We start from the raw sequence: 17,776 nt of genomic DNA, 5'->3' as shown, positions 1-17,776 counted from the left end.
CGGGTCAGCAAATACAGGTTCACCAAGGAGGCCTTCACGGATTTCTGCTCGCGGTGATCAGCGGGGCGAAGGGGACTTTCCCCTCATCGCACGACGGGAAAGTCCCCTTCACCGCAGCTCTTGCGTCCTCGCGGGCGGCGGAGTCCCCCAAGCGTTGCGAAAGCCACTTTCGCAACCTTCAACGTTGCGAAAGTGGCTTTCGCAGCACCCGAGGCGACGGGCGAGCGACCCGCGCTTGACCAGGACCGGAGGCTCCCTTCACCGCATTAGACGCGGCGAAGGGAGCCTTACCCCACGTCAAATACCCGTGCGACGCGAGAACTCGACCACCCGGGCCCGCTTCCACCGGCGGCGCTTGCCGCCGGTGAAAAGGCGGAACACCAGCATTCCGAACAGCGCGATCACCGGCACGGAGACCGCGGCGGTGACCGCGACGGCCTCGCCGGGCCCCTCGGGCCGGACGGGCACCGGAAGCGGCGCGGGCTCGGCCGCGACGACCGGCCCGGCGGTGCCGGCTTCCCCGGGTAGCAGCATTGTCACGGCGGCCAGAGCGTTGACCGTTCCCCAGCCCAGTTGGGCGTCGGGCAGTGCCGCGGCGGGATGGTCCGCGGTCGCCTCCAGCCTGCGCTTGACCTGCTCGGCGGACAGCTCAGGCCGGTAGGCGCGCACGAGCGCGGCGACGCCCGCCACGAACGGCGCGGCGTAGCTGGTGCCGCTGCCCACCCAGTGCCCGGCGCCGCCGGGGCCGATGCTCGTGACCGCGACGCCGGGAGCCATCAACGAGAGGAACTTGCCGGTCTGCGAGAACTCGGCCCTCTTGCCCGTCATGTCGATCGCCCCGACGGCGATGACGGTCGGGTACGACGCCGGATAGGTGACCGGATCTCCTTGCTGTGCGCTGTTCGCCGCCGAGGCGACCAGCACCACGTCGCGACGGGCGGCGTAGCGCACAGCATCGGCCAGGCCTTCGTCAGGGGTATCGGTACTGGCCGAGATGTTGATCACCCGGGCGCCACCGTCGACGGCGGCACGGATGCCGTTGGCCATCTCGACCGCGGTCAGCACGGGTGGCGAGCCGTCCGCCGTGGTGACCGCACAGCGGATCGGCAGGATCGTGGCTTCGGGCGCGACACCGGCGAATCCGGTGCCCGGCCGGACGGCGGCACCGATGATCCCGGCGACGAACGTGCCATGACCGAAGCAGTCGTCGTTCGCCGGCTTGCGCTCCGCGGTGGTGACGTCGACACCGGGTTTCACGCGTCCACCGGACAGCTGCGGACTGTCACCGTCGACCCCGGTGTCGACCACCCCCACGGTGACGCCCGCGCCTTTCGTCAGCGACCACACCCGGTCGACGGCCATCCGCTGCTGAGCCCACGGCACGCCGGTCTCGGAGCTCGCGGGCGGCGGGAGGCACCCCTTCTGCGCGGTCGGCAACGGGGCGGGCGGCTGCTGCGCGGCGGCGGGCGACGTCCACATCGGACTCGCGGCCAGCATGAGTACCAGAACGCCGTAGCGTCCCGCCTTCCCGTTGCCCATCGGAAGTCCTCTCGAGTCCGCTTCGCCGCACCGGTCCCGGACGGCGTACTGGTCCACTACACAGTGGACCCGACGGGACTCAAGGAAATCTTCATCCTCGTGCAGCGCACGCCGCTCACTTGTCGTCCGCCGGCGCGGGCTCGGCCGTCGGATCCCAGGTCACCACGCGCAGGCCGGAAGGGTCCTGGATGTTCTTCGCATAGAGCGCGGTGACCTGCTCGTCGTCCATCTCCAGCGTCTCGCGCATGAACTCACCGGTCAGCCGCACCGCGGCCGGGCCTGCCGGGTTGAACAACACGTCGACCTCATCGGCGAGCAGGCCGACCAGCTCGCCGAGGTCGATCCGCCGCCAGTCCGGCGAGGCGATGCGCTGACGGTGCGGCTCGCCGGTCGCCACGACGACGCAGGGGATGTCGTCCGGCGACCTCGTGACCAGCGGGTTGCCGTCACCGTTCATCGCGATGTCGAACAACGTGTCCCGCAACATCAGCTGGATGTGCTCGGCCTCGGCCTGGCCGCGCATGACCAGCCGCAGTACCGCGTCCAGCGGATCCGACGGCGAATTCTCGTCCGTCGGCACATAGTCCGGGTTGGCCCGGAACTTGCCGAGCTTGCCCTCCTCTTCCACCGGCCACAGGCCGACGACGGCCTCGATCGGCGGCGGGTCGTTCTCGGCGGCCGGACGCCACGCGGGGTCCATCAGCAGGAACCAGTTCTCCAGCGGCCCCTCCGCCTGCGTGCTGTCCGTGGCCTCAGTCATCGTGACCATGATCTCCTTCGTTCTCGGGTGTGCTTTCCGGCCGGTGATCCGGATCGAGTGCGGAATCGTGACGTTGGACGGGCTTCGGCTGGGCGCTGCCGGGGCCGGTACCCGTCCGGGAGCGGTCGGCCGGCACGGTATCCACGTAGGGAGCCGTGGCCGGGTTGTTCGCGAGCTGTCCCGGCGCGAGGGGCGCGAACACCTCGTTGAGCGCTCGAATGGCCGCATATCCCTTGTCCGTCGCCGTCCGGGCGATCTCCTTCTCGCCGAGTTCCGCGGGCGGAAGCAAGACGTCCAGCGTCGCGCAGTCCGCGTCCAGCACCGGGTGCCGAGTCCCACCGGCCGGAACGACGTGGACGATGACGTCCTTATGGCCGATGGGCAAGCCCAAACCGGTCATCCGCAGTGCTTCGGACTTGGCTTCGGCCGAGAACACGGCGACGATGTCAGCACGATACTGGCCGTCGAATCCGGCGATCGTCACCTCGGGCAGGGCGACTCCGTTGCGTCGCCGCCATGCCGCCGCCCTGACCACCCGCCGGGCCATGTCGCGGACGTCTTCGTCATCGGCGAGCTTTCCGACGTCGCCGATGAATCCGACCATCACCGGCCCGATCGTGCTCGCCGCGAGATCACCCAGCGGTATCGGCGGGTCTGCTTTCTCGCCGTCCGCCAGTGCTTCGGTGAAGAAACCGCCGTTGCTCACAGTGCGGGTGCTGGTCTGGTGCGCCACGCGGACTATCTGATCGGCGCCGAAGGTCTTGACCGGCCGGTTGACCAGTCGCCCCCACTCCACCCCGTATCCTCGGGCGACCGTTTCGGATTCGCCGCTCACCAGCACGTTCACCAAGCACTGCCCGAGCGCGGTCGGGCTCTCGGGGTCCGGGTCTGCCCGGCGATAGACCTCGCTACCGTACACGATACGTGCGGCCGACCTGCCCGATAGAACTACGATGTCCCCGATGTGCTGCGGCCGATCGGTCTTCAGCGCGACCAACATCGACGTCGCCAAGCCATGGCCATCGACGTGCCACGGCCGGTATGTGCTGCCGACCCATGGCGAGAGATATGGCGTCCACCGGGTGATCGTCGCGCCAGCCGCGTCCCGTTCGGTGGTTTCTCGGAAGAAGTACGACTGCCGCACCGCGGAGTCGTTGAAGGCAGGCAAGAACATCTCGTGCGCGTCTTTTTCGTCGAGTGGGAAGAACTGTCCGTGGACACCGAGAATGTCGTTGGTCATGGCGTAGCTGAGCACTTCGTCCGTTGTGAGAGGGAGCGGTTTCTGGACCTCGAATACGCTCCCGGCAACAGTGATTCGTCCGGTGGACGACAGTTTCACCCAGCCTTGGGGCTGGTAGATGAACCGTGCGTAGCCTCCGCGCCGCAGACCGCGGGCGATCTCCGCCAGCCCGACGGCCGTGCCGTTCAGTGCGGCGACCACCAGCGGCCTGTTCGTGGCGGCCGCCTCCCCCCGGCCCAGCATCTTCCGCAGGGTGGTGTCGGCACCGAAGATCTCGGCCAACTCCGCTGGGGTGAGCGACAGGCGCTTCCCGTCCTTGCGGAGCGCCTTATACCCCTGCGGACCCGCCCCGGTCAACAGGAACCCCGGAAGCCCCTTCCATGGGGAGTTCTCCGTGTAGGGGGCATGATGACCGTTTTCGACAAGGAATTGTTGCAGGACGTCCGCGGTGGCGCTGGCGGCCCACCGCGCGGCGCGCGCGTAATCGGCTTCGTCGCCGGGGAAGCGAACGAACAACGCGACCGTTTGGCCGTCGACATTCTTCAACACCGCGGTCCGCAGATCCCCGGCCCGCAAACGCGACACCTTCACGAAGCCGGACTGATCAGCGGTGGCGATCCGATCCGCTTCCACCCGCGAGTCTCCCGTGGTCGCGTACACGTCAGGGTACAAACCGCTGTCGTGCAGGGCTCCTGCGAGGTCGAAGCCCAGCCCGCCGAAATTCACCCGCTTACCGCCGTCCCGCGCGACCAGCACCACCGGCCTTGCCGGGTTCGTCTTTATCGCATACCGGAACAGTGGGTCGCTCAACAGGAGCCGCCCGAGTCCTCGGCCGTCCAGCTCCAGCAGCGCACCGGCGTTACCGCGAATCCTGGCGAAGGTGCCGTCCGGTGAATCGACAGCCACGATCAGCGGTTTCTCCGTGCCCCATACCCCGTTGGGACGATCTATACCGCTGTCCGCGGCGCCGAGGAATTCCTCTAGCACCGCAGTTTCCAGCACACCACCTGGCACCGGGAAGCCCCATACCGATTCCGACGCCACGAGCGTCACGTCCCGCCAGGTGGGCACACCGCTTTCGGTGATCTTCCCGCCCTGGGGTAATTCCACCATCATGTTCCTCGCGAAATCATAGGTGCCTGCGTAGTCGTAGGCCTCCCACGGTCCGGCCAGCTCACGCAACCTCGCCAGCAGCCGGGCGTTGGCCCTGCTCGACCTGCCGATCGGCGCTCGCGGGTTCTTCGTGAACAAGAGGAGGGGCGGACGAACCACCTCCCCTGTCATCCGCCGGAACATCGAAGACCCGTAGAGCAGTTCCCCCACCATCGACGGGCTGACCTGCTGGAGGCTGCCATCGGTCAACGGAGTGCCAAACCTGGAATACTCCTTGTCGAGCAGAACCATGATCGGACGGGTCCGGACTCCGTCCGTCGCAGGCGCCCACGGCTGCATCGTGAACGTCGAACTGCCTCCGCTGACCTCGGCCGTGGAGCGCAGGGTGTGGTCGTTCATCACCAGCACCTCATCTCGCAGCCCCCTGGCGCGACGGCCTTTCGAGGCGAAGGCCATACCGAACTGACGCCTGTCCGCGCCTCTCAACGGAATCCACTCGACGTCGTCAGGCCGGATTTCGGCCACCAAGGCGATCTCTCCACCTTGTACGGGCATCGCCCACCCGGTGGCGTCGATGGCCAGCGGCCGGGAGGCCGCTCGCACGGTGCGGAACCGCCCGTCACCCCGCAAAGCCTCAGCGAAGTCCTTGGCCGCCCGCTCGGTGGCGTCCGGGTTCGCCGGATCCGCACCGATCAGCGTCACCGGTACTCTCGGATCCTTAGCGAGCGCACGGAACTTCGGCGTGTTCATCACGTGCCTGGCCAGCGTCGCGCCGTCGACGACGGTGCCGTTGAGAACGAATCCGCCGCCACGCCCCTCGACGAAGACCCGGAACGTCTTGCGGTCGTCCTCCGCCGGCATCGCCTGGTGCAGGCGCTCCCAGCGGACGCTTTCCGACGTGGCCGCCGAGTCGAAACCGACCGCGCCGACGGACGACGCCGTGGGCCTGTGTGCCGATCCGTTTGGCGCGGTCCGCACCGTCACATCGACGGTGACCACGCCCAGCAGGGCATGCACGGCCATGACCTGGGGCATCGGCTCGACACCGGCCAGTTTCCCGCGGAGCAGGCCTGCGACGTACTCGGCTCCCGGCCCCCGGATCACCACGCGCGGCAGCGGTAGTCCGTCGGCGCGCTGGAACCCGATGGCGGTTTTCAGTGCGCTCGCCAGGGTTTCCAGCTCATCCCGAGCACCGGGGCCGTTCAGGCACAGAGGCCGGCCACCCACGTCGAACACGTGCTGACGTCCGAGTTCGGCGTATACCGCGTCGCGCCGGGCCTGTTCGCGGTCTACAAGCGGCTGAACCGACGAGGCCACGCCGGGGGACAAAGCCGGGGACAGCAGGGCGGGCCTCGACGTCACGCCCAAATCGGCGATGTCCCGCACCGGCGCGGACCTCGACGTCACCGTCGTTGGAGGGTGCGCCTCAGGCACACCGACAACGTTCGCGCCGGCCACGAGCCGGATGCCTCCGCCGCCGCGCGTGGGATACACGGTGCCGGTGTACTCGACCGGTGTGGGCGGAGCCTGCCCCGGACGCAGCACCTCGGTGAAGTCACCGCGGCGGACCTCGATCGCGACGGTATCGCTGTGGCCGACAAACCCGTTCGACGCGAAGACGGAAACCGGACCCTCGCCCAGTTGCCAAGCGAGCTTCAGCAGATACGCGGGCGTCCTGCCGCCGGAGGCACCCCGGGTGTCATGCGTCGAGCATTGCAGCAGCAGCAGGTCACTCGCCGGGGACGGATTGTGCGCGCGGTAGATCTTGCTCTGGTACATCATCCGCGCCATGTATTCACCTGAAACCGCCAGTACGTCACCGCGCACGAATTCGTCGTGGGTCTGCATCGCCACGGCGTAGGCGCGTGCGCTGCCGTGTCCCATCGAGATCCAGGTCCGGCGCCCGGCCCAAGGCGATCGGAACAGTTCACGCAGCATGCGAACGCCGTCCCAGGTGACCTTGGTGTAGTAGTCGTGCATTCGGGCATCTCTGGTGTGAAGGCCGAGCAGTTCCATCGCTCCCGCGTCGAAATCCTCGCTGGGGAAGTACTCGCCGAAGGTGCCCCGCCGGGAATTGGTCAGCGAGCGGCTGACCAACTCCCGGGATTCGGGCATCTTCGGCTGATACCGTTGAACCTCACCGCTGATCCGGATCTCTCCATTGGGCAGAAAAGAGACCGGCCCGGTGATGCGGTAGAAGACGCGCCGGTAACCACCGGGCACCATCCCGTCGGCGAACGTGACCAAATCCGCACGATCTGAGCCTTGATCGATCAGCACTACCGGGGTCTTTGCCCCCGATAGCCCGGCCTCTCGTCCCAGCATTGCACGCAAGGCCTTGTCGTCGCGCTGTGAGAGGGCGAGTGCGCCGGCTGGCAATGCTGCCGACCGAGCGTCACTCCGGACGAACAAGTACCCCGCTTCCGGGTGCCGGGCGGCCACCAAGAGCAACGGTGGTTCGCCCGAACCCCAGGGTAGAGGCACGGGCATACCGTCCGGGCCGATGAATCGCAGGGTTTTGGCGGTGACGCTGTTCGCCCAGATGAGAAGGCGTGCCATGGCCGCCTCGTTATCCGGCCAGTGGACGACCCGTGCGAGAGGGCCACCGTCGGCACCATGAAGCGAAGTGACTTTCACGTCACCCGCACGCAAAACCGACACCCGGGTGAACCCCTCACCTGGCGGAAGACGCAGGCCATTGCCCTCCACCGACACCGCGGAGGTAGGGGCGAAAACCTGGTTGAAGAACCTGTGCTTTCTCAGCATGCCGGCGAAGTCGAACCCGAAACCGCCGTGGTCGACCCGGCGTCCGGTGCTGTGCCCGAGCAGGACGACAGTCCGGTTCGGATCCCGTATCAATGCCCTGAATTGGGGAAGCTCCAGCAAAATCGTCGCCGCCGACGCACCGCCGACCTCGCTTGACATCCCACTCTTCAATTTCAGCCTGGCGTACTTCACGAGCGCGTCGAGCACCACGAACACCGGCTCCTGGTCACCCCAAGGGCCCGCCGGCCTTGTTCCCGCCAGCACGCCCGCAGCGAACCTGCGCACCGCCTGTGCATGCGCGTGGCCCATATCGGACACGAACTCGAACACCGGCCCGTACTGCTCGATGCGAACATCCGACGCACGGACGGGATGGGCGGTGAAGCCATTGCCCGCCACCACCATGCTGGTGCCGTATCCGGCAGGCACGAAGGGACCCGAGGCGCTGAAGGCCTGCATGGGCCCGGCCAGCCGGCGCACCGCGGCGAGGAAGCGCTGGTTGAGTCGGTCCGCGGCCGAGGGCACCGACGTCACGGTGTAAAGCACCAGTGGAGGACGCACGCCCCCCATCGCCTGGGAGAAGAAGCCGCTGACGAGCACCGAATGCGCCATTTCGACCGGACCGCGGAGAACTCCGTGCTCCCCGTCATCCCCGGCTGAGAAGGACGGGAGCCCGGCTCCGTCGCTTTCCAAGAACAGGTAGCGCGGCCTGACACGGCCGCCGGTGGTCGCCGGTGCCCACTCCTGCACCTGCTCGACGATCACCGGTTTGCCCGCCCCGTCGAAGCCAGGCCGTCCCACACTCCGTCCGGAAACGTCGGTGGTCAGCAGCATCATGTCGGACACGGCTACGGCGCGGCGGTCATCGGTGAAGAACCCGGCACCTCTCTCCCGGCCGTGCGCGTCGATCAGCTTCTTCTCGCGCAACCGCGAAGGTGGTGTGGAGACGATCCTGCGATCCGCCACATTCAGCGGACGCGGACCGCCGTCGTGGTCGGCGCCGGGCGAAGCAGGGAGGAACGAAACGAGCCGGTATGGCCCGCCGCGATTCAATTCCGTGGCGAACCTGCCGGCCTCGGTCAGGAGAGTCGAAAGAGCCACAGCGGTGCTGTGGACGACGAGCACGACCTCGGCATCCGGATCCGACACCAGCATGTCCGAGTAGCTGCCTGCCCCTTGGACCAGCGCGACCAGAGCAGGTGTGTCGACCACCTCGCCGTCCACGACGAACCCCTGCTCGTTCGCCGTCGCGAAGACATAGAACGACCTCGCCTCTGAGGCGGCCTCCACCGGTAGTGAAGCGTAAAACTCCTCCCACCCGCCGACATCCGCAGAATCCGCCGCCAGCAGCAAGCCACCTGCGGCCGCAGGCCCTGCCGGGAGATAGACGACCGGATTGATGCGCGCTTCCTGGCTGTTCCAGGCCGAGGCCGATTGCACGGAAGCGCGGCTGCCATTGTCGATGCTCGACTCGCTTGCCACCATTTGCCCGGCTGCCGACGGAGCGAAGACCACGCCCCCGTCTTCGGGGTCTGCGCCATCGGGCAACGGCCGCACCGTCCCGTCCAGCAGCACCTCCACCCGGGTGTCGAAGCCTTGCACGCGACCTCGGAAACCGGCGTCATGGAGCAGTTCTGCCAGTGTGACCATCCGGGTGCCGTACTGAGGGCTGCTCACCCGGCAGCTGATGAACACCAGTGACGACCGCTGCCGCCAATCCTGATCACCCAGCAGGTCGAGGCTCGAGAGCAGGCTCACCACCGCACGCTCGTCGAGCGACACTGCCCGACCGCTCTTGGTACGAACCGAGAAACCATTCTCGCCGTGGTGAAGCGCAACCCCGAACTCGCCCTTCACCACGGCACGGTTCTCGAACGCCTCCACCAGGACTTCCCGCTCCTGGTCGCTATGGGGGAACCCCACACCCACCAGCACACCGGAACGCGAACGCAACGGGACGAAGTCCACTTCGGACACATCGAGCTCCCGCGTCGGCCCCGGATCCGGTCGCGCCGCGCGCGGAACGTCCGACGACGGCCTGTCCGATGGTGTTTCGGCATAGGACCTCGCGACGGTGAACATGTTCCGCAGCACGTCGTAGGCGTCGTCCGCGACATGGTGTCGGCCGGCCGCGGCTCCCAGCGTTTCGTCGATGCCTCGCTTGTCGAGCAGTGCGCGAAGCTGGGCGCGCTCCAGCCCGGCGCCGGGCTGGTCACCATACCGGAACGTGTGGCAGGCGAGCGCGCTCAACATGAGGTTGTGCAAGGGGAGCCGTCGGGTGAGTTCGTCCGGCGTCAGCCCCTCCGGCGGCATGACGGCGGACAACAGCCGAGTCCGCAACGCGGTGATCTCGCTGTGTGGGAGCTCGGTGAGCAGTCCGGATGTCTGCTCCACCTGATAGGCCAGCGACACCTGCGAATCCTCGTCGGGCTGTGTGAGGGTGTCCTCGTAGGCCGGAGGGCCGGCGACGCCCGCATGCTCGCTGTAGGCAGGTGCTCCATCGGAGTGCCGTGTGGCCTCGGAATCCTGCGCTTCGGCGTAGGTCGGCAGGTGTTCTTCCCACAGGTCTTCGCTGTAGAACCCCGCGCCCGGCTCGGGGAACCGGCCGAACGGCGTTTCCGGGGTGGCGTCGCGCAGGTGACGGCTGCTCAGCCGGACGGCTTCGGCCGCCTGCCGCACGTCGCCCAGTTCAGTCCAGGCGAATATCGGGTGTTCCTCGTGAAGGAGCAGGTCGGTGAGCATCGTCGTGATGCCTTCGTGGAACGACCGCCGGATCCACTCGGGTGGTCCGCCCGGCACTGTCGGCGGCAGCTCACCCAGCAGGTGCTCGGCTTCCTGCCGGCGCAACTGTTCCCGCCACCGCAGTCGTTCCTGCCACTGTTGCCGGTCATGTTCACCGTATTGTCCGGTTTCCTGGTTCTGCGTTTCCCGGGCGGCGGGCACTTCGCTTCGCCGTTCGTCCAGGCGCGCCTGGGCCTGCACCATCCGTTCCCGGAACCGCGCCAGCTGAGTTTCGGCCCACGCGGCGAGATCATCGAACACACGCAGCCGCTCGAACCCGGCCCGCAATTCCCATGCCAGGTCCTCCGCGTCCGAACCTCGCGACGACGCCGAGGCCACCGAGTCGATCATCGACTGCCACAACCGCTGCTGCTCGATGGCGGTGGGCCCATAGCCCGGCATGGGAGCAGGACGTTCGCCCAGCAATGCCGTCGCCTCTTCCCGCGACGACGTCACCTCCACCCCCGTTTGCCGGTCGTCGACGGGCAGCTGAGCCTCGAACTCCGCCACCGCCTCGGACAGCCGGCCCGGTTCGGCGACCAGCCCGCGTTCGGGAATGGGGGCGGCCGGCCACTCGACCGGCTCTCGCCTGTCCGCCGGATCGTGCCCCAGCGGCACGTCCTCGTCCTGGACACGGTCGAGCAGCTCGTTCGCGTCCGGAGCGGACAGCTCCGTGCGCACCGACCCGGTGGGCGATTCGGGCAGGACGACAGCCTGCGCGGGAACGGGCAACGAAAACGATCCGGGCAACCGGGTCAGCGCCAGCGGCATGCCGGTGTAATGCGTACGGACGCCGGTCAGGCCACGTGCCGACTCGGCGATCTCGCGCAGCGCCGAGACTTCCGGGTCCTCCCAGGCCTCGCGAGGAGACGCGCCCGCGGAGATCAGGTCCGTCAGCAGCGTCGCGATCCCGTCGTGGATGAGCTGCCGGGCAGTGGTGTCAGCGCCGGTCGCCGCGCGGGGCAGCCCGCCGATCAGGGACTCGACGACCTGCCGGGCCGATTCCACCAGCGGCGCCGCGGTCTGCTCACGCTGCCGTGTCCGCTCCGCGGCCGCCTCGACCCGCTCTTCCCACTTCGTCCACACCCGATGGGCGCTCGTCCGGGCCACGGCGGGTGTGGGCTCGTTCACCGGTCCGGCAGCCGCAGCACGCTCGTGCCTTCTGATGGACCGGGCCTGTCCCAAAATCTCCAGCGCGGTCCGGGTGTAATGCGCGCTTTCCGCCGGACCGCGCAGGTCCTCCAGGGCTGTGCGCAACCGCACCACATCCGGACGGTGCCAAGCGACCCGTGGCGCGATTCCCCCGGCGATGCGCGCCGTCAGAATCGACACCAGGCCGTCGTGCAGCAACTGACGCGTCTCCTCGTCAGCCCCCTCGACCGCCGACGGCAACCCACGTGCCAAAACCTCCGCCTCGCCCCGCGCCCGCTTGACCGCTCCCGCGGACTCGGTTGAAGCCTCCTCCAGCTCCTCGATCAGCCCCGACGCCTCCACGATCGCTGTGATCCAGCTTTCCAACACCCGTTCGGAATCGGCGATCAGATCACGAGGCGCCGCAAGTGTCTGCCCCAAGATCTCGGCAGCACTCAACGTGTAGTGCGTGTTCTCGGCAGAACCGCGCAATCCGTCCAGCGCAACACGCAGACGTGCGACATTCTCGTCCTCGTCCCAGGCGTCCTGCGGAGTTCGGCCACCGGCGATCAAATCAGTCACCATGGCAGCCAGGCCGTCGTGCAGGAACTGAAGCGCGTCTTCGTCCATGTTGGACGGCGTGGACGGTAGTTCGCGCACCAGCCGCCCAGCGTCGGCCCGCGCCTGCTTGACAGACACCACGGAGGGACGCAGACCTTCCTCCCGCTCCGTCACCCTCTCGGACGCATCCATGAGCAACTCCGACCAATCCGCCGCCAGGACGATTTCGGCCATTTCGCGCTCGTCGGACAACGCCGACTCTGCCGCTACTGTGGTTCGGTCGTCCACAGTGGACGAGATGTTCGGGCCCAATTCGACTGTCCGCGGCTTCCCCGGAACCCCAGTGGTAGCGGGTGTCACGTATGTCCCGCGCGTCACCTGCCCACCGTGGCGCCAGTCTATCCAGCCTGCGCCGTTCTGCTTCCACTCTGTCCGCGGAGAGCCGTCGACATACTCAATCCGCCCGACCCGCACCTTCAGCGTGCCGCCGGCAACCTCGATCATCACCTGGTAAAGCGGATAGGACACCGGAATGTTGTTTTCCTTGAATTCCTTGTATTCCTCGTCCAACGCCTCGGCCAGCTTCGCCAGGTCCTCCTGACGATTCTGACCGCAGACGAACAACCGCACCGCATCAGCCTTGTTCCACCCCCCTGACTCAAGCGCCTTCTTCACCACCTCGAAGCCAGGAACATTGTGATCGGTCGCCACGACGGCGAACACACCCGGCTCATGCCCCAGCCACCGCGCAACCCCAGCCACATCCGACTCCGCATCACCCAGCACCACACCGGCCCGGGACCCCCACACACCCTTCTCGAGCTCCACCAACACACCACCCTCCAACACCCTCTCGAGGACGGCCTCAAAGCCCTCGTAACTCACCGGCTCAACATCCACCGGCAACCTGTTGTCCTGCTGTGGCCCCTCAGGCGGCGACAAAGGCTGGCGATCCGTCTCCGCTGGGCCGTCGAAGGCCTCGCCATCACTGGTGGCCGGCGGAGCTCCTAGCGCTACCGCGATCTTTTTGACGAACCGTCCGACGCCTTTCACGGGAAATTCGTTGGCCAAATAGCCGGCGGCAACACTCTCCACCACACCCACATCGCTGTCGGCGAAATGATGCAGCGACACGATATTTGTGGCCGTTTCCTGATGACGCGCGAACTCCTCCGTGGACCACGTCCCGTAGTGCTGCTGAGCCTGAGACAACCCACCACCGCCCCGCAGCCACTCCAACGCGGCACGAGGCACCTTCGGGAAGACCTTGTCGTCCAGTTCGGTGTCTCGCCAGGACAACTCCGGTTCCGGCTCGGTGATCGTCTCGCCCAGCACATTATGGTCCGGGTCGTCGACTGTCAGCTTGAGCACCGGCTCCACCGCCGACGCGCCATAACTAACTTCAAGGTGCGTACCCATGAATGTCCACACCTGCTTTTGTGTGGGCCAGTCTGGATCCTGTGTGGCCTGCGGCATCTGATTCCGCATCGCCGCCCGCAACGCCTCGAACACCTGATTCCCCACCTCGGCACTCCGTGGGGACACCTCTCCCGCGGCCACCTCCTCACCCGGCCCCGGGTGAAGCACCAGGAACAGACGAACAGGCCTGTGCCCGGCGCTGCGTGCCACGCGCAGGACGAGTCCCTCCATCAACCATTGCAGCTGCCGCTGCGAAGCCTGCGAGAACAACAAACTGCCGTCCGGCAGGAACGGGATGGTCATCTCCCGCGCCGCCCGGTACGACCGCACAGAACGGCCCGGCGACCGGCGCACCACCACCTCGACCCTGGGCGACTCACCCTCCGCCGCCACCAAAGGCACCCAATCGAAACCGAACCACACCGAGTCCGCATCCACCGCCCAAACCCGCAAACCATCCCGCAAACGCCCATCCAGCTCCCCGCGCAACCCCTCGCCGTACTCCGCCAGCCGATCAGCCGAATCAACAAACCGAATCTTGATCTCCAACGGCTCCCACGACACCGCCTTGAGCGCCACAGCATTCGCCGCGACCTGGTCCACCAGCCCCCTCAGCAACACCTCAGCCGCCCCGGACCACACCGGCCGACCGGACACCGGCAACCCAGCACGCCACGAAAACACCACCTCGGACACCACATCCACCAGGATCATGCTCGTATGCCCCCTACGGATGTAGGGGGTGAGACGGACGTAGTCAGCCATGATCCTATTGACAAGGTCGACGTTCCCGGGCAGCCGAGCCTCGAGCGCGGCGCGGACGATGGCCTTCACTCTGCCCAGACGACGCTCGATGGCACCCGATTCGGACGGGGCGACCACCGCGATGACGAGGACATCACCATCCCCATGCCCGCCCACATGCCGGCCGGCAAAGCCCGTTACCAGCAAGGTGATCCTTTCCCGCGCCGCTTCCGGCACGAGGGAACTATTCAGAACGAACGGCTCGGTCAAGGACCTGGCTGCCCGGTAATACGGCCCACCTTTGTCCTCGGTCCGATGTCTGGTGATACCCACCCGCGTCTGCGTCCCCGCAGGGAGGCTGTGGGTCACGTACGTGAACTTCAGCGCGCTTGTGTCCAGTTTCAAGGCTTTCGCCTTCGCCACCACCACCTCTTTGAGCAAGAGGTGTTCGCGCGTGGGATCACCCGGCAAACTATTTTTTTTCGTTGTCCATACGTGCAAACGGACATCTTCTAATTGATACTTGCCTTTGCGCCTGCCCCACTCCCCGAGAAGCTCGTCGAAGAATTTTTCCGAACCTGCTGCATCATTTTCGACGATCGAGCCCGATTCGTCATCCCACTCTCTTTCCCAACGGGCGCGTTCGGTATCGACACGGTACTCCTCGACCCGGCCGACGAGACGAGTCGGCAACTGGCCAGGCTTTTCCGTTCCAGGTTCGCGGTGATCGTTCGGTTCGCGCTGAAACTCGACGATACTGGTGAAAAGACCGTGGAGAGCAGCCCTCGAATCCGTCTTCTTCGCCAGCACGAAATGCCGCTGGACGTACTCCTCGACATCAGCGTTTGTGTACCTCTCCGGCAGGGCCGCTTTCGCTGCCTCGTAAACCATGGCCGTCACCGCAGACTTCCGCTTACCGAGCGTCTCGAACGTCGTCACCAGCGACAATCCGAAGCGCAGCGGCCGACCAGAGTCCTTATTCGCCCTTTTTTCCTGCAGCTCGACGAACCCGTCCACCTGCAAGAAAAAACGGCGAACATCGACTGCATGCAGCCCACCGTTATACCGAGCGCCAGCGAGGGAGAGGTCCAGTTGATGCGCCTCCCGGTAGTGCTCTTCCGTCTCGTTCGGCGACTCATAGATCCTGACCACTACGTTTTTATCATCTTCGGTTCTGCGCGCTGTACGGTCGAAAGTGAGCTTCTTCCTGTCGACATCACCGCGGGCGGCCTGGGCGGCGTCGCGGAGATTTTCCTCCAGCGTTGCCAAGTCTGCTTTGTCGCTCCTGGATAGCGGCTTACCGGGGTAGTGGCTGTGCAGGCGCGTATCCGGAAGCTCCCGCTTCGGCTGGCTCTTGACCGCGGCCTCGACCAGCTCGGCGTAAGACTTCTTGAAATCGACCCACGCAGGATCCGTGTCATACCCTGGGGTCAACGGCAACGCAACGATCACACTGTCCACTTCTTCGCCGAGCGCGGCCACCTTGCCCTGCCGCAGGGCTCCACCCTCCGGCAAACTCTGATACTCGGCCCCGCCACCCGACCCCGACGCCCGCGCGCCGGCCGAAGAACCAACGTCCACAGTGGACGAGATGTTCGGGCCCAATTGGACTGTCTGCGACTTCCCCGGAACCCCAGTGATAGCGGGCGTCACATATGTCCCGAGCGTCACCTGCCCACCGTGGTGTCTGTCTATCCAGCCTCCGCCGTTCTGCACCCGCCGGATCTGCGGACGACCTTCGGCATCATGCCCAGCCTCCCCGACCCACACCTCCAGCGTGCCCCCGGCAACCTCGATCACCACCTGGTAAAGCGGATAAGACACCTGAATGTTGTATTCGTTGTCCAACGCCTCGGCCAGCCGCGCCAGCTCTTCCTGACGATTCTGACCGCAGACGAACAACCGCACCGCATCACCCTTGGTCCACCCCCCTGCCTCAAGCGCCTTCTCCACCACCTCGAAGCCAGGAACATTGTGATCGGTCGCCACGACGGCGAACACATGCGGCTCACGCCTCAGCCACCGCGCGACCCCAGCCACCTTCGACTCCGCATCACCCAGCACAACACCGGCCCGGGACCCCCACACACCCTTCGCGAGCTCCACCAACACACCACCCTCCAACACCCTCTCGAGGACGGCCTCGAAGCCCGAGTAACTCACGGGCTCAACACCCACCGGCAACCTGTCGTCCTGCTGTGGCCCCTCAGGCGGCGGCAAAGGCCGGCGATCCGTCCCCGCTGGGCCGGCGGGGGCCTTGCCATCACTGGTGGCCGGCGGAGCGCCTAGCGCTTTCGCAATTTTTTTGACGAACCATCCGACGCTCTTCACGGGAAATTCGTTGGCCAAATAGCCGGCGGCGACACTCTCCACCACATCCACATCGCTGTCGGCGAAACGATGCAGCGACACGATATTTGTGGCCGTTTCCTGATGACGCGCGAACTCCTCCGTGGACCACGTCCCGTAGTGCTGCTGAGCCTGAGACAACCCACCACCGTCCCGCAGCCACTCCAACGCGTCACCAGGATTATCAGGCACCTTCGGGAAGACCTTGTCGTCCAGTTCGGTTTCTCGCCAGGACAACTCCGGTTCCGGCTCGGTGATCGTCTCGGCCGGCACATTACGGTCCGGGTCGTCGACTGTCAGCGAGATCCCCGGTGTCTCGGTCGGCGCGCCATCACTAACATCAACAAAGTGTTTGTCGTAGAATTCCCGCACTTGACCCAGCGTGGGCCACTCTGGATCCCACGCCCGCGGCATCCGATCCCGCATCGCCACCCACAGCGCCTCACACAACTGAAACCACACCGCGTCAACCCGCGCATCCCCTTCGTCCTCATGTGCCGGGTGAATCACCATGGTCACCTGAACAGGCCTGTGCCCGGCGCTGCGTGCCACGCGCAGGACGAGTCCCTCCATCAACCATTGCAGCCACCGCTGCGAAGCCTGCGAGAACAACAAACTGCCGTCCGGCAGGAACGGGATGAACATCTCCCGCGCCGCCCGGTACGACCGCACAGAACGGCCCGGCGACTTTCGCACCACCACCTCGACCCTGGGCGACTCCCCCTCCGCCGCCACCAAAGGCACCCAATCGAAACCGAACCACACCGAGTCCGCATCCACCTCCCAAACCCGCAAACCATCCCGCAAACGCCCATCCAGCTCCCCGCGCAACCCCTTGCCGAACTCCGCCAGCCGATCAGCCGAATCAACAAACCGAATCTTGATCTCCAACGGCTCCCACGACACCGCCTTCAGCGCCACAGCATTCGCCGCGACCTGATCCACCAGCCCCCTCAGCAACACCTCAGCCGCCCCAGACCACACCGGCCGACCGGACACCGGCAACCCAGCACGCCACGAAAACACCACCTCGGACACCACATCCACCAGAATCATGCTCGTATGCCCCCTACGGATGTAGGGGGTGAGACGGACGTAGTCAGTCATGATCCGATTGACAAGGTGGGCGTTCCTGGGACCGGGCAGCCGAGCCACGAGCGCGGCGCGGACGATGGCCCTCACTTTGCCCAGACGCTCCCTGACGCCCCATTCGGTCGTGGAGACCACCGCGATGACGAGGACATCACCATCGCCATGCCCGCCCACATGACGGCCGACGAAGCCCGTTACCAGCGAGGTGATCCTTTCCTGCCCCGCTCCGGGCACCAAGGCATTCTTCGGAACGAACGGCTCGGTCAAGGACCTGGCTGCCC

General features: G+C 66.3%; 3 protein-coding genes (1 of these 3 only partly in view). All 3 read right to left on the bottom strand.

Annotated elements, in window-relative coordinates:
- Positions 1-297: 297 nt before the first annotated feature.
- On the bottom strand, positions 298-1,539 hold the full coding sequence (gene mycP, locus SD37_RS09655; RefSeq protein ID WP_044851440.1) for a type VII secretion-associated serine protease mycosin: 1,242 nt from the start codon (positions 1,537-1,539) through the stop codon (positions 298-300).
- A gap of 115 nt (positions 1,540-1,654) precedes the next feature.
- A complete protein-coding gene (locus tag SD37_RS09650) occupies positions 1,655-2,308 on the bottom strand; it encodes a type VII secretion system-associated protein (RefSeq protein WP_044851376.1) in 654 nt (217 codons plus the stop codon).
- Positions 2,292-17,776, bottom strand: partial view of a hypothetical protein gene (locus SD37_RS09645; RefSeq protein WP_145926567.1) — the 3' portion only. The gene runs 12,349 nt beyond the window's last position; the window shows 15,485 of its 27,834 coding nt (coding positions 12,350-27,834); its start codon lies beyond the right edge, outside the window; the stop codon is at positions 2,292-2,294. The genes SD37_RS09650 and SD37_RS09645 overlap by 17 nt, the downstream gene beginning before the upstream one ends.

The organism is Amycolatopsis orientalis, from assembly GCF_000943515.2.
Classification (GTDB): domain Bacteria; phylum Actinomycetota; class Actinomycetes; order Mycobacteriales; family Pseudonocardiaceae; genus Amycolatopsis; species Amycolatopsis orientalis.
Note: the sequence above shows the minus strand (reverse complement) of the source record. Positions and strands in the feature narration are given on the sequence as shown.

Coding starts and splice junctions, on each gene's coding strand:
- mycP (WP_044851440.1), bottom strand. CDS start 1,539: ATGGGCAACGGGAAGGCGGGACGCTACGGCGTTCTGGTACTCATGCTG.
- SD37_RS09650 (WP_044851376.1), bottom strand. CDS start 2,308: ATGGTCACGATGACTGAGGCCACGGACAGCACGCAGGCGGAGGGGCCG.